This window comes from Haemophilus sp. SZY H8 (assembly GCF_018829755.1).
Taxonomy (GTDB): domain Bacteria; phylum Pseudomonadota; class Gammaproteobacteria; order Enterobacterales; family Pasteurellaceae; genus Haemophilus; species Haemophilus haemolyticus_K.
In genome coordinates, this window is sequence record NZ_JAHKJY010000001.1 from 181,766 (window position 1) to 195,237 (window position 13,472).

A 13,472-nucleotide genomic window follows, 5' to 3' on the forward strand; every position below is an offset into this window, starting at 1 on the left:
TACCTACTACTATAAAATATTCTTTTCACCACGGGATAAACTAATTAATCCCGAACGAACTATTTCAAGCAATGTTGCCTCCTCTTTTAATGCATTAATAAAAGCATCAATTTTATCTTTCGTACCGCTAAGTTGAACGGTATAAGATTTTGGCGTCACATCTACAATCTGCCCACGGAAAATATCCGCTAAACGTTTGATCTCATCACGAGATGAACCGACCGCTCTTACTTTAACCAAAACTATTTCACGCTCTACATGCTCTTGCTCACTCAAATTAATCACTTTAAATACATCAACTAATTTATGAAGTTGCTTTTCGATTTGCTCTAAAACCTGCTCATCTCCCACAGCTTCTATCGTCATACGAGACAATGTAGGATCGTCCGTTGGTGCAACTGTCAAACTTTCAATATTAAATGCACGTTGGGAGAATAAACCAACAACACGAGATAAAGCACCAGACTCATTTTCGAGTAAAACAGATAAAATTCTACGCATTAGTTTGTCTCCTCTTGAGGTTTACTTAAAATCATTTCATTCATTGCGCCACCACGAATTTGCATTGGATACACATGCTCAGATTCATCTACATTAATATCTACAAATACTAATTTATTTTTAATGCTGAATGCTTCTTGCAATTTACTTTCAAGTTCATCTGGTGTCGCAATTTTTATACCGACATGACCATAGGATTCAGCCAATTTCACAAAATCAGGCAAGGAATTCATATAGGTTTGCGAATGGCGGCCAGAATAAATCAAATCTTGCCATTGTTTTACCATTCCTAAGAAATGATTGTTCAAACAAATAATAACAACAGGGATGCCATACTGAGTTGCAGTAGAAAGCTCTTGAATATTCATTTGAATACTTCCATCGCCAGTAACGCAAACAACCGTTGCTTCCGGATGAGCCAATTTTACGCCTAATGCAGCAGGCAAACCAAATCCCATGGTACCAGCGCCACCAGAGTTAATCCAATGACGAGGCTCATCAAATGGATAATGTAACGCAGCAAACATTTGATGTTGCCCTACATCAGAAGCCACATACGCCTGTCCTTTAGTAAGACGATATACCGCTTCCATGACTTGTTGCGGTTTAATCACGCCAGAAGTGCGGTCAAATTCCAAACATTTTTTTGCTTTCCATTGGTTGATTTCTTGCCACCAACTTTCAAGATCTGTTTGAGATTTTAATCCCTCTTCATTCAATAAACTCAAAAATTCTTCCAATACATTTTTCGCATTTCCGACAATTGGAATCGCCGCTGGAACATTTTTAGAAATCGAGGTTGGATCAATATCAATATGAATCACTTTGGCATTTGGGCAATATTTTTCTAAGTTATTTGTTGTACGATCATCAAAACGTACACCAACCCCCAAAATAAGATCACTTTCGTGCATTGCCGTATTGGCTTCGAAAGTACCATGCATCCCTAACATGCCTAGGAATTGTTTATCTGTGCTTGGATACGCGCCTAATCCCATTAGAGAGGCTGTTACAGGTAAATTTAAACGATGTGCTAAAATTGTTAATTCTTCACTACACTCCGCTGAAATTGCCCCTCCGCCCACGAAAAGCACAGGTTTTTTCGCCACTAAAAGTGCTTTTAATGCTTTTTTAATTTGGCCTTTATGTCCATTTACTGTGGGATTATAAGAGCGTAACTCGACAGATTTTGGATATTCATACGGATATTTAAAATTAGGATTTACTGTATCCTTTGGAATATCTACAACAACAGGGCCTGGGCGACCTGTTGACGCGATATAAAAAGCTTTTTTTAGTATCGCTGGAATATCTTCTGCTTTTTTCACAATAAAACTATGTTTTACAACCGGGCGAGAAATCCCCACCATATCACATTCTTGGAATGCATCTCGGCCAATTAAATTACTCATGACCTGACCAGAAATAATGACCATAGGCACAGAATCTGTATAAGCCGTTAAAATGCCAGTGATTGCATTTGTTGCTCCGGGCCCCGAAGTCACTAGCACACATCCAACTTTACCTGTAGAACGTGCATAGCCATCCGCCATGTGCACAGCCGCTTGTTCATGGCGAACTAAAATATGTTCAATACCACCTAGTGTATGGATTGCATCATAAATGTCTAATACTGCCCCACCTGGATAACCAAATAAATACTCTACGCCTTCATCGCGTAAAGATTGAACGACCATCTCTGCGCCAGATAACTTCTTCATCTTTTACTCCTAAAACGAACCACACTTTTCAAAAGTGCTCATGCTTTCTATCAATGATCTACATCATACTAAGCAAAAAGTTTTTGTCTAGTCTACATAACAGCTAAAAACAGCATTTAAACAGAATAAAAAATTAAATAATCACTAAATTTCAGATTATTATAAAAAAATAATAATTTTAAATAAAAAAAATGCGACTATATGTCGCATTTTATAAATTAAGCAAAATTTAATTTTTTATTCAGTTTTTTGAACTAGATCACATTTTTAACGTTTTTTCACTGCAAATACGATTAAAAATAATGAAACTGCTGTCGCAACAAAACCAGCTAAACCTGAATAAGTAAAACCTACCACGATGTAACCAATAGCCGTTGCAGTTGCAACTGTCGCAGCATAAGGAAGTTGAGTAGTCACATGATCCATATGGTTACATTTTGCACCAGTTGAAGATAAAATCGTTGTGTCCGATACTGGCGAACAATGGTCACCACATACAGCCCCCGCCATTACTGCTGATAAACAAGGGAGTAATAATTCTGGCGCAGCATTTGCAGCCATAGCCGCTGCAATTGGTAACATAATACCAAATGTGCCCCAGCTTGTACCGGTTGAGAATGCCATTGCAGAACCAAGAATAAATAAAATTACAGGTAAGAATTGCATTGAGATATTACCAGAAACAAGAGAAGATAAATATTTACCAGTTTGCATATCCCCAACGACTTTATTAATTGTCCACGCAAAGAATAAAATTGCGATTGCACCAGACATTGATTTAATACCTACGATCCAAGAACGTGCATATTCTGGAACACTTACTTGACGATCAATAATAATTAATAAAGTAGAAACTAGAATTGAGCAAGTGCCCCCCACAACTAAAGAAGTTCCAACAACCGTATTTTCAAATGCACCCAAAATGCTAAATTCTTTGCCATCCGCTGCTAATGCTGATGCACCGGTGTAAATCATCATTGAAACTGTTGAGAAAATTAAAACCAAAATCGGTAATATTAGATTACGTACATGACCTTTTGCACAAATCTCCTCTTCTAATTCATCTTCCGTATTTTCTAAAGCTAGTTTTTCATGGTGTGCCATTGAAGCGATGTCGAAAGAAAAATATGCTACAAAGAACACCATAATAATTGAGAAAATTGCATAGAAGTTCATTGAACTCATTGCCACGAATGCGCCAATTGGTGTGTACTCAGTGATGGAATAAGTTGCTAATAAACCGCCCACTAAGGTAATAATGTATGCGCCCCAACTTGAAACTGGCATCATTACACACATAGGTGCTGCCGTTGAATCCAAAATATAAGCAAGTTTCGCACGAGAAACTTTAAAACGGTCTGTTACTGGACGAGCAATCGCGCCTACAGCGAGACTGTGGAAATAATCGTCAATAAAAGTAACAAAAACTAATGATGCCGCCAATAATTTAGCACCACGACGACCTTTAATACGGTTTTGTGCCCATTCAGCAAACGCACGATTACTACCTGATACAGTTAAAAGTGCGGTTAAAACACCAAGCAATAATAAGAACAAGACAATGTTCATATTAGAGTTGATTGCGCCATCAGCATAAACAAGTGAAATCACGTTGCTTGATAGATAACTGAAAGATGAGCCAATATTCCAGCCACCTAACATTAACGCACCAACAATAATCCCTGCACTGAGAGACACCAATACACGACGAGTTGCAATCGCCAAGACAATCGCCAGTAAAGCTGGGATGATTGACCAAACTGAGGATGAAAAATCGATAAGTTCCATTAAGAGATACCTACAATTAATGGAGAGAACGGAAAGCAAAGGACAGAATAAGACCAGAACAACCGTAGCGCTCCATAGTTAATCAAAAAAAACTATGACAGTGACGCCCCTTTCAAGTACGCCACCAACTAGCTGAAATGACTTTCAACTAATTTCGGCAATCATTCCTTTCTTTTTTCTTCATCGTTATCCACTCAGAAAAAATACTTATAATAATTGCACCTCTACTTTTGTAGTGTCTAACAAGATTACCTTAAAAATCTTGCATTGCCAACAAAAATAATATTATTTTTATAATAAATTTAGATAAATACACCTTAATTTTAAAACAAAATATTAACATAATTTAATTTTAATATATTTATATAAATTCAGTATTTACAAATTTTTTAACTTTCTCTATTATTAATAGTGCCAATTTTAAATTAACAAACATTGATTTTTACTATGAGGTTTATAATGAATGAATTAACAAAAGGATTAATGAATCTACGTAGTTTGCGTGTTGCTGTACGTGAACTCACTTTAGAACAAGCAGAAAGCGCGCTTGAAAAGCTACAAACTGTAATTGAAGAAAAACGTATTGCTGAAGAGGAATTGATTAAGTCTGAAGCAGAACGCAAAGAGCGTATTGCAAAATATAAAGAATTAATGGAACAAGATGGTATAACGGCTGAAGAATTCCAAGCTATTTTTAATGTGTCATCTGTTGCGCCTAGAGTTAAACGTGCACCTCGCCCTGCAAAATATGCCTTTATTGATGAAAATGGCGAGCGTAAAACATGGACTGGTCAAGGCCGAACACCTCGCCCAATTCAAAATGCATTAAATTCAGGTAAATCATTATCTGATTTCGAAATTTAATTTTTCTATTTGAAACTAGAACCCATTTTTATGGGTTCTATTTTTTTATCTAAACCTAGCACGCAACATTATGATCGAAAAAAAAATATTACTCACCGATTGTCCCGATGATAAAGGCCTAATAGCTAAAATAACTAACATTTGTTACAAACATCAACTAAATATTCTGCATAATAATGAATTTGTAGATTTTGAAACCAAACATTTCTTTATGCGCACAGAATTGGAAGGTATTTTTAACGAAGCTACTTTATTAGAAGATCTAAAATATAGCTTACCCGAAGGAACGCATTGTCGATTAATTGGAGCAAAACGTAAACAAATTGTTATTTTGGTCACAAAGGAAGCTCACTGTCTCGGCGATATTTTAATGAAAAATTATTATGGTGCGCTTGATGTAGAAATTGCAGCCGTAATCGGCAACCATGATAATTTACGCGAGCTCGTTGAGCGCTTCAATATTCCATTTCATTTAGTTAGTCATGAAGGCTTAACTCGTATTGAGCACGACAAATTATTAGCTGAAAAAATTGATGAATATACGCCAGATTATATTGTTCTCGCTAAATATATGCGTGTACTAAATCCCGAATTTGTTGCTCGTTATCCAAATCGAGTGATTAATATCCACCATTCATTTTTACCTGCTTTCATTGGCGCAAAACCTTATCAACAAGCCTATGAACGAGGTGTAAAAATTATCGGTGCAACAGCTCATTTCATTAATAACGAATTAGATCAAGGCCCAATCATTATGCAAAATGTCATTAATGTGGATCATACTTATAGCGCAGAAGCGATGATGCGTGCTGGTCGTGATGTAGAAAAAACCGTGTTAAGTCGCGCACTTGATCTTGCTTTACACGATAAAATTTTTGTTTATAAAAATAAAACGGTGGTGCTGTAATGGAAAAAATCACCCTTTCTCCAATAACTGCGGTTGAAGGAACAATTAATTTACCAGGTTCTAAAAGTTTATCAAACCGAGCATTACTTTTGGCTGCCTTAGCTAAAGGCACAACAAAAGTAGCCAATTTATTAGATAGCGATGATATTCGCCATATGCTTAATACATTCAGCTCCTTGGGCGTGAAATATCAACTTTCTGATGATAAAACAATTTGCGAAATTGAAGGCTTAGGAGGTTCGTTTAATATTCAAAATGGACTTTCTCTTTTCCTTGGCAATGCAGGAACCGCAATGCGTCCCTTAACAGCCGCGCTTTGTTTAAAGGGGCAAAAAACGGGGGAAATCATCTTAACAGGTGAACCTCGTATGAAAGAACGGCCAATTCTACATTTAGTAGATGCATTACACCAAGCGGGTGCAGAGATTCGCTACTTAGAAAATGAAGGTTATCCTCCGCTCGCAATTCGTAACAGTGGGATAAAAGGGGGAAAACTCAAAATTGATGGTTCTATTTCATCCCAATTTCTGACCGCACTTTTAATGTCTGCTCCACTTGCAGAAAATGATACAGAAATTGAAATTATCGGTGAATTAGTCTCTAAACCTTATATTGACATCACCCTTTCAATGATGAAAGATTTTGGTGTTCATGTTGAAAATCATGATTATCAAAAGTTCTACGTAAAATGCAATCAGTCCTATATTTCACCGGGTAAATATTTAGTAGAAGGGGATGCCTCATCAGCCTCTTACTTTCTCGCAGCTGGTGCTATTAAAGGAAAAGTAAAAGTAACGGGCATTGGTAAAAACTCAATTCAAGGCGATCGTTTATTTGCTGATGTATTAGAAAAAATGGGGGCAAAAATCACTTGGGGAGAGGATTTTATTCAAGCCGAACATGATGAATTACACGGTATTGATATGGATATGAACCATATTCCTGATGCTGCAATGACGATCGCAACCACTGCTCTCTTTGCCAATAGTGAAACCGTCATTAGAAATATTTATAACTGGCGCGTAAAAGAAACAGATCGATTAACAGCAATGGCAACTGAGCTACGTAAAATTGGTGCAGAAGTCGAAGAAGGCGAAGATTTTATTCGTATTCAACCACTTGCATTCAATCAGTTTAAACATGCTGATATTGAGACTTATAACGATCACCGCATGGCAATGTGCTTTTCGTTAATTGCACTTTCAAATACATCAGTCTCAATACTTGATCCTAAGTGTACAAGCAAAACATTTCCGAAATTCTTCTATGAATTTGAGAAAATTTGTATAAGAAACTAACTTAAAGTGCGGTCAAAAATATCGGTATTATGTAGCAGTTGCACAAAGATTTAATTTGTTGTTTCTGCTACATTTTCTTATCTTTTATGTACGAAAGGTAAGAATAGTCAATGACAAAACAAAAATCAACTTTGGAAAATGCGCTTAAAGAAGCGATTGAAGAAATTGAAACCGAAAAGAAAGAAATTGCAGCGCAAATCAAGCAACTCCATAAAGAATTAAAAGATCTTGATCGGAAGATTTCAGACTATCGTGTGGCATTAAATCACGCAAAAGGTCAGGAAGAACCGCCTTTACCTTCAAACCCCAAATTTAGAAATCTTCGTTTCCAAACTTCGCCTCAACAGTTGATTGCTCAGGTACTAAAACAAGAGCCTTCAAAATGGTTAAGTGTGAAGGAGATTACATATCAGGCGATGAAGTTAGATGGGCAAGAGATTGAAGAAGTCATACCGTATAAACAATCACAAACGATTGCTTGTACATTAAACTATTTAAAGTATAAATCGTTAGTGGAAAAATGCTTAATAGATAACTCACAACATTGGCGATTGAGAACACTTGAGCAAGGATAGTAAATAGCGGTAGAGATACCGCTATTTTTGTTTCCATTGCCAGTGAACCTCATTTCGGCTGATTTGAATTCTATCAATCCATTCTCTTTTATAAAACTCATTCAGTTGTTTACGAACGGAATCAAGGTGTTTTTCGGACGGTGTATCAGGATTTTGTTCAATATCGAAAATGCGCTGCGTGAGTTCGGCAATTGTAAAGGCTTTGTTGGGTGCTTCTCGCATCATTTGTACGATGTATTTACGAATTTTCCCTTTAAAGAGCTTATACTTGGAACGGTACACAAAGTTGTCTGTATTATAAAGAGCTACATCAGTTTCCTGTTGAGTAAGCTCAATAGCGCATTTTAATGTGGCAATATTCGCATCGAGTAACGCAAGATGATGCAATACCTGTTTACGTTCAAACTCAAATTCTTTGAGCTTCTTATCTAAGTTATATGCCATCTATCTACTGCCAAATCACTTCTCGATAAATAATTTTACGTTGCCAATAACCGCACCATTCATTGTTATCGTTAGTGGTTTTCAAACATCGGCTTAGTACGTCAATAAACTGCGCTTTATTTGAGGTGCGGCGATTGTCCTCACGGTACGCAATTTCATTAGCATAGTTAAGTAAGTATTCGTTACTGATACGGTGAACTTGTCCGTAGTACATACGTTTGAAACGACTAAATAGACTTTCTGCTTGATTGTTTGTTACACCTAAGTCACTACGATATTCTTCTTTATGGTTTACAGTTCTCAAGTTATAGTAAGGCAACAAGACATCATAAGCAGTGCTTTCATCGGTATTGATTTGCGTATTCGGTTTAATGAACTTATCGGCAAAACTTTTCACTACCGATTGCGATTCCGTATGCGCCAGAAAAACGTGAGAGCGTTTTGCCCCACAATGCAGTGCATTACTGGCTTTTTCTTCTGGCGAATAATGCTCACGTGCAACCATGACACAACGTTTATCTGGATTCTGATTTTCCTTTAAACGATAGTCAATGCGGTCAGATTTCTTATTTGCTTTACGTGGTGCAGGATGAACATAAGTACCGTCCATATCCACTACACCTGAAAGGGGTTTCATATCACGGCTTTCAAGTAAGGCTTTACGGAATTTATGCGATAAAACAAATGCCGTGCGAGGATTAAGTTTTGCATTACGTGCTAATTGAAGGGATGATAAGCCTTTGACGGCATTTACCCATTCCATTAAAGCATAGAGATAAACCTTAATCGGTTTCTTGCGATTAGCAAAAATGGTGCCAGAAGTGACGCTAAAAGTGTGAGTACAATGTTTGCAGCGCCATTGTTTACGTGTAGAAATATAATAAGGCTTGTGTTGTACTCCACATTTAGGGCAAGTGATAAACTCTTTTCCACCCCATCTTAATTCACAAAGCAAATCATACGCTTCTTCTTCTGAGAGTTGTGCAATCTCGTAGGAAGAAAGCGTGCGAGCTTTGCTAGAAAGAAGAAAATGTTGGGTCATAGTATTGAGATCACACCTTGATTAAACTAAAATATGAAACATTATTCATATTGGTTGTGCATAAAATATCACAATCATTTACTTTTTTCAATAGGAATGTGAAATAGTGTGCATATCAGAACGTTTAAAACAGGTCTTAGATGCTAAAAATATGACTGTTACTGAGTTTTCCAACGTAACAGGGATCTCATATCGTTCAGCGATGAATTACTTAAATGAAGGGCGTGATCCTAATGTTGATGGGTTAATTAAAATTTATGAAGCTCTAGGGATTAGTATCACTTGGTTGCTGACTGGTGAAGGAAAAATGTACCGCAGCTTGCCTAATGATGAATTAGAAGCAAAAGAACAAGCCCTTATCAATCACTACCGAATGATGTCGAATGATATGCAAACTGCGTTTGATGTATCGTTTAAAGTGTTATCTGAAATGCAAAGATAATCATAAAACCGTACTTTTGATGAGAAAAAATGTTATTTTTGCGATCTAACTTGAAAAATTGAAACGCATTTCTCGACAGAAATCACCTAATTGCTAGAGTTACCTACTTATTGTTTATTTATTAGCAGCATAACAAGAGTGGCTTGCTTGCTAAGCAACTTTAGCACTGTTAAACTAGGAGGTAGGATGTTGAGGGATGTTAAAATGCGCTATATCGGTTCTAAAAAACTATTATTACAGCATATTAAAAATATGTTGGATAAACATACTAATGGAACAGAAGAAACTTTCTTAGATTTGTTCGCAGGTACAAATACTGTTGGGCTATTTTTTAAACCTTACTATACTATTTATAGTAATGATTTGCTTTATTTTAGTCATATCAATGCAAAGGTTTTAATTGAGGGCAATTCTCGTCCTACTTTTGAAGGATTAAAACAAATTGGCATTAATGACCCGCTATCATATTTAGCAGATACCCCTATAAATCACTTACCTATCGGATACTATGAATCTAGCTATTCTCCCACTGGGGATGCTATGTATCTTACTGTGGAAAATGCTAAAAGAATAGATTTTATCCATTCAACATTAGATTCTTGGAAAAAAGATGCTTATGTAAATCAACAAGAATACTTATATCTTTTAAACTCACTTATTGAAGCTTTGCCATCTGTTAGTAATATCACTGGAACTTACGGCGCTTATCTGAAACATTGGGATAAACGTTCTTTAAACAAGTTAGATTTAATATTCCCATCTGTTATAGATAATAATCGTCCTAATCGTTCATTTAATGAGAATGCTAACGAACTAATAAAAAAAATTAGCGTCGATATAGCCTATATTGATACGCCTTATAATAACCGCCAATACGCTTCAAATTATCATTTATTGGAAAATGTAGCTAGACATACTAAGCCTACTTTAAAAGGTAAAACTAAAATTTTCGATTGGAGCCAGCTTAAAAGTGATTTTTCAACAGCAAAAAGTGCTAAAAGTGCAATGGAAGATTTAATCTCAAATATTGATGCTACACATATCTTATTAAGTTATAACACTGAAGGCATTATTCCAGAAAAAGAACTATTGGAATTATTAAAGAAATATTCTATAAATAAGCATGTTGAATTAGAAAGAATACCATATAGAAAGTATAAATCAAAAAATAAACCGTTAGATACTGAATTATGTGAATTACTATTTTATATTCAAAAAAAACCTCTTAAAGAAAAACAAACTATACCTAATGACGAAGAATTTAAACTAACTCAAGATTATTTTCCTCAAAAAAAGTTGGTAAAAAGTCCATTAAATTATATTGGAGGGAAGTATAGATTATTAAAACAAATTCTACCATTATTTCCTAAAAACATAAAAACTTTTGTTGATCTATTGAGTGGTGGAGCTAATGTTGGCATTAATGTTAAAGCTGAGAAATATATTTTTAATGATATGAATTATCTTATCAATGATATGTTCAGATTATTCCAAAAAATGCCAATAGAAACTATTCTATCCTCAATTGAGTATAGAATTAGTCAATATCAATTAAGTAAAACTAATGAAGAAGGATTTCTTAAATTTAGATCAGATTATAATAACAACCCTAATCCTCTTGATTTATATGTTTTATCTTCATTTAGTTATAATTATCAATTCCGATTTAATAGCAAAATGCAATTTAATAATCCATTTGGTAGGAATAGAAGTAGCTTCAACGAAAGGATGAAAGAAAACTTATGTTACTTCACTCAACGCTTGAAAGGGCTTAATGCAACATTTACCGATAATTTTATTCATGAATTTGATATAAGTGAACTGAATACACAGGATTTTGTATATCTCGATCCTCCTTATCTTATCACAACAGGTAGTTATAACGATGGAAATAGAGGATTTCAAGACTGGGGTGAAGAGCAGGAATTAGAAATGTACCAAGTAATACTTAGATTAAACGAAAAAGGTATTCGTTTTGCTTTAAGTAATGTTTTAGAGCATAAAGGTAAAAGCCATGATATGCTGAAAGACTTCATTTCGAAACATGACTTTAAAGTTCATTACTTAGATTTTCATTATGGTAATGCTTCATATAACACTTCTAAGCAGGAAAGCGTAGAAGTGCTCATTACAAACTACTAACTATGCAATATTGAAGGTGCGAAAACAATTTCTTGATTCTTAAACGAATCTATGAATTTCTCAGTTGTTAAATTACCTTTAAGAACAGAATCTGCCCCTAACAGTAGCTGTTCAACGCTAAGTGCTGCACCTACTGTTTGGGTTTCCTGTGCTGTATAGCTAAGTTGTTCGTGAAATTTATTCACAAATACACTCGATACCCATAAAAAGTAAAAGTTATTTGCAGGAATTGATGTAGGAAAATGTTCCCACCATTTCGTTGAGTTTCTACTTGGATCTCGACGTTTGTTATCTTCGATATAACGTATCATTTCATCGGCTTGAGCAATGCTTTTCGAATATCCATCTGCATAAGCTTTTGTATCAACAATGACCCCAAATTCTGGCATATACAAAACGCCATCAGGTTTGCGAGCACCACCCAATATACGGGCATTGATTTTATATATATTTTTAAATAATTCCATTGTAATAAACTCAAAATCCCTACTGCGTTTACCATCCCTAGCAATTTCAAGAAGTTCTATATATGAAAGTGGCAATTTAGTTTTTTGTAAAAAAATCGCTTTTTGCTCTTCTATCACTTTATCGCGTAGCTCTTCTGTTAAATTTAATTTTGGAATAGAAAAATCACAAATTTTATCTAGTAATCTAAACTTATTGTTTTTAAGCTCTATACGTAAACCAAATAATCTTAAACCATCAATATCAGATAAAAATATATCCTCTGGATCTTGAAAGCCATTATTTCTCATTTCAGAGACTAAATTTTTAAATGAAATAGTTGATATTAATAATTTTACAATATTAGCACGTCGAGACCTTATGTAATCCCTGTTATGTCCATCGGTGGCAAAAAATTCCCACATAATGAATTTTTCAATACGCTGATTGCTAGAATGCCCCATTGAACGGTGTAAAGCTATGATTCCTCTGCCAGTAATTTTATATCCTTGAAGACTTTCTTCTTGTCCATTTTGAAATTTTCTTTTCACTTGTTTTGTTTGGACAAAACCGACATTTTTTAACCAGTTACAGATTCCACGGGCATACTTATCACTTGTTCCTTCAATATCCGATTTAATTTTCTTTTTCTCAACAGCTGATGAAGATGCAAGCCAATCATACATAATATCTTCATTATATGAAGTAAATCCCTTTTCACCACGGAAACCTAATTTAGAACCTAGATAATACTTTGTACAATAATCACCATTCTCTTCTAACAACGATAGAATCTGAGTTGCAGGTGGATACTCAAGTAAAGCTGTTCTGAGTATATCTAATTCTTGTTCTTCATCATTGGCTTGTGAAAAAGCTAGACCTTTTTCAGTGATACTAAAAGTATCTTTCTCTCTATCTACTTTGATAAAATTAAAACTAACAGCCCATCTTAGAAAACCATCGGCGGTCCAGTTATCTGTCCAAGTTTTCCCTGTCGATTTTATTTGCTGTGGCTCGATACTAATTTGAATAAGTGCATCAGCTACTGCATCTTTTCTTGATGAAGGCGGTTTACCTTGTTTGTTTTTAGAAGTTCCTACCAATTCAAGGTAAGTAAATTCATTTTCATTATTAATTAACTTATCTTTCAAGTTATTACGAATTACTTCATTATAGATTGAGTTAATTAAATTATCCTTTAAGTTTTGATAATGCTGTGATGCAGTATCAAAGATTTGAACTACCTTTTTTAATGATTGAAAAGACGATGGATTTTGAATCCAGCCATAGGTTCTAATTTTCAT

The 13,472-nt window shown here is 35.1% G+C and carries 12 protein-coding genes and 1 riboswitch; of the genes, 6 read left to right on the forward strand and 6 right to left on the reverse strand.

Annotated features, from left to right (window positions below):
* Positions 1 to 9 precede the first annotated feature (9 nt).
* The 3 genes from ilvN to KKW16_RS00865 all read right to left on the reverse strand — a co-directional run bounded on the left by ilvN (position 10) and on the right by KKW16_RS00865 (position 4,010).
* On the reverse strand, positions 10 to 501 hold the full coding sequence (gene ilvN, locus KKW16_RS00855) for an acetolactate synthase small subunit (RefSeq protein WP_048952595.1): 492 nt from the start codon (positions 499 to 501) through the stop codon (positions 10 to 12).
* A complete protein-coding gene (locus tag KKW16_RS00860) occupies positions 501 to 2,222 on the reverse strand; it encodes an acetolactate synthase 3 large subunit (RefSeq protein ID WP_065264739.1) in 1,722 nt (573 codons plus the stop codon). The genes ilvN and KKW16_RS00860 overlap by 1 nt, the downstream gene beginning before the upstream one ends.
* 267 nt (positions 2,223 to 2,489) lie before the next feature.
* Positions 2,490 to 4,010, reverse strand: a complete 1,521-nt coding sequence (locus KKW16_RS00865; protein WP_215767774.1) for a Na+/H+ antiporter NhaC family protein — start codon at positions 4,008 to 4,010, stop codon at positions 2,490 to 2,492.
* A gap of 57 nt (positions 4,011 to 4,067) precedes the next feature.
* Positions 4,068 to 4,245: riboswitch (Lysine riboswitch) on the reverse strand.
* A 224-nt stretch (positions 4,246 to 4,469) separates the two neighbouring features.
* On the opposite strand from KKW16_RS00865, the gene KKW16_RS00870 reads away from it, so the two are divergent.
* From KKW16_RS00870 to KKW16_RS00885, 4 genes are all read left to right on the forward strand, one after another.
* Complete coding sequence (locus KKW16_RS00870) at positions 4,470 to 4,874, forward strand: H-NS family histone-like protein (protein WP_048952598.1); 405 nt, start codon at positions 4,470 to 4,472, stop codon at positions 4,872 to 4,874.
* A gap of 70 nt (positions 4,875 to 4,944) precedes the next feature.
* Entirely contained in the window at positions 4,945 to 5,781 is an 837-nt protein-coding gene (gene purU, locus KKW16_RS00875) for a formyltetrahydrofolate deformylase (RefSeq protein ID WP_215767775.1), read from the forward strand.
* Positions 5,781 to 7,079 carry a 3-phosphoshikimate 1-carboxyvinyltransferase gene (gene aroA, locus KKW16_RS00880; protein WP_215767776.1) on the forward strand — a complete coding sequence of 433 codons (1,299 nt, stop codon included), beginning with the start codon at positions 5,781 to 5,783 and terminating at the stop codon, positions 7,077 to 7,079. The genes purU and aroA overlap by 1 nt, the downstream gene beginning before the upstream one ends.
* A gap of 110 nt (positions 7,080 to 7,189) precedes the next feature.
* Complete coding sequence (locus KKW16_RS00885; RefSeq protein WP_049381855.1) at positions 7,190 to 7,654, forward strand: hypothetical protein; 465 nt, start codon at positions 7,190 to 7,192, stop codon at positions 7,652 to 7,654.
* A gap of 21 nt (positions 7,655 to 7,675) precedes the next feature.
* Here the strand turns inward: KKW16_RS00885 and KKW16_RS00890 are convergent, their stop codons facing one another.
* Together KKW16_RS00890 and KKW16_RS00895 are read right to left on the reverse strand one after the other, a co-directional pair.
* A complete protein-coding gene (locus tag KKW16_RS00890; protein ID WP_049381854.1) occupies positions 7,676 to 8,098 on the reverse strand; it encodes a hypothetical protein in 423 nt (140 codons plus the stop codon).
* Positions 8,099 to 8,102: 4 nt separating this feature from the next.
* Complete coding sequence (locus tag KKW16_RS00895) at positions 8,103 to 9,140, reverse strand: IS1595 family transposase (RefSeq protein ID WP_049381853.1); 1,038 nt, start codon at positions 9,138 to 9,140, stop codon at positions 8,103 to 8,105.
* A 106-nt stretch (positions 9,141 to 9,246) separates the two neighbouring features.
* Here KKW16_RS00895 and KKW16_RS00900 point away from each other — a divergent pair, with 106 nt between their 5' ends.
* Together KKW16_RS00900 and KKW16_RS00905 are read left to right on the forward strand one after the other, a co-directional pair.
* Complete coding sequence (locus tag KKW16_RS00900; protein WP_005629088.1) at positions 9,247 to 9,582, forward strand: helix-turn-helix domain-containing protein; 336 nt, start codon at positions 9,247 to 9,249, stop codon at positions 9,580 to 9,582.
* A 204-nt stretch (positions 9,583 to 9,786) separates the two neighbouring features.
* Positions 9,787 to 11,724 (forward strand): Dam family site-specific DNA-(adenine-N6)-methyltransferase, encoded by a 1,938-nt coding sequence (locus KKW16_RS00905; RefSeq protein ID WP_215767777.1) that lies wholly within the window; start codon positions 9,787 to 9,789, stop codon positions 11,722 to 11,724.
* On the opposite strand, the gene KKW16_RS00910 is transcribed toward KKW16_RS00905, so the two are convergent.
* Positions 11,721 to 13,472 carry a restriction endonuclease FokI recognition domain-containing protein gene (locus KKW16_RS00910; RefSeq protein ID WP_049381851.1) on the reverse strand — a complete coding sequence of 584 codons (1,752 nt, stop codon included), beginning with the start codon at positions 13,470 to 13,472 and terminating at the stop codon, positions 11,721 to 11,723. The genes KKW16_RS00905 and KKW16_RS00910 overlap by 4 nt on opposite strands.

Excerpts from the sequence above, each read along its gene's own strand:
- ilvN (WP_048952595.1), bottom strand. The coding sequence starts at position 501 with ATGCGTAGAATTTTATCTGTTTTACTCGAAAATGAGTCTGGTGCTTTA.
- KKW16_RS00860 (WP_065264739.1), bottom strand. The coding sequence starts at position 2,222 with ATGAAGAAGTTATCTGGCGCAGAGATGGTCGTTCAATCTTTACGCGAT.
- KKW16_RS00865 (WP_215767774.1), bottom strand. The coding sequence starts at position 4,010 with ATGGAACTTATCGATTTTTCATCCTCAGTTTGGTCAATCATCCCAGCT.
- KKW16_RS00870 (WP_048952598.1), top strand. The coding sequence starts at position 4,470 with ATGAATGAATTAACAAAAGGATTAATGAATCTACGTAGTTTGCGTGTT.
- purU (WP_215767775.1), top strand. The coding sequence starts at position 4,945 with ATGATCGAAAAAAAAATATTACTCACCGATTGTCCCGATGATAAAGGC.
- aroA (WP_215767776.1), top strand. The coding sequence starts at position 5,781 with ATGGAAAAAATCACCCTTTCTCCAATAACTGCGGTTGAAGGAACAATT.
- KKW16_RS00885 (WP_049381855.1), top strand. The coding sequence starts at position 7,190 with ATGACAAAACAAAAATCAACTTTGGAAAATGCGCTTAAAGAAGCGATT.
- KKW16_RS00890 (WP_049381854.1), bottom strand. The coding sequence starts at position 8,098 with ATGGCATATAACTTAGATAAGAAGCTCAAAGAATTTGAGTTTGAACGT.
- KKW16_RS00895 (WP_049381853.1), bottom strand. The coding sequence starts at position 9,140 with ATGACCCAACATTTTCTTCTTTCTAGCAAAGCTCGCACGCTTTCTTCC.
- KKW16_RS00905 (WP_215767777.1), top strand. The coding sequence starts at position 9,787 with ATGCGCTATATCGGTTCTAAAAAACTATTATTACAGCATATTAAAAAT.
- KKW16_RS00910 (WP_049381851.1), bottom strand. The coding sequence starts at position 13,472 with ATGAAAATTAGAACCTATGGCTGGATTCAAAATCCATCGTCTTTTCAA.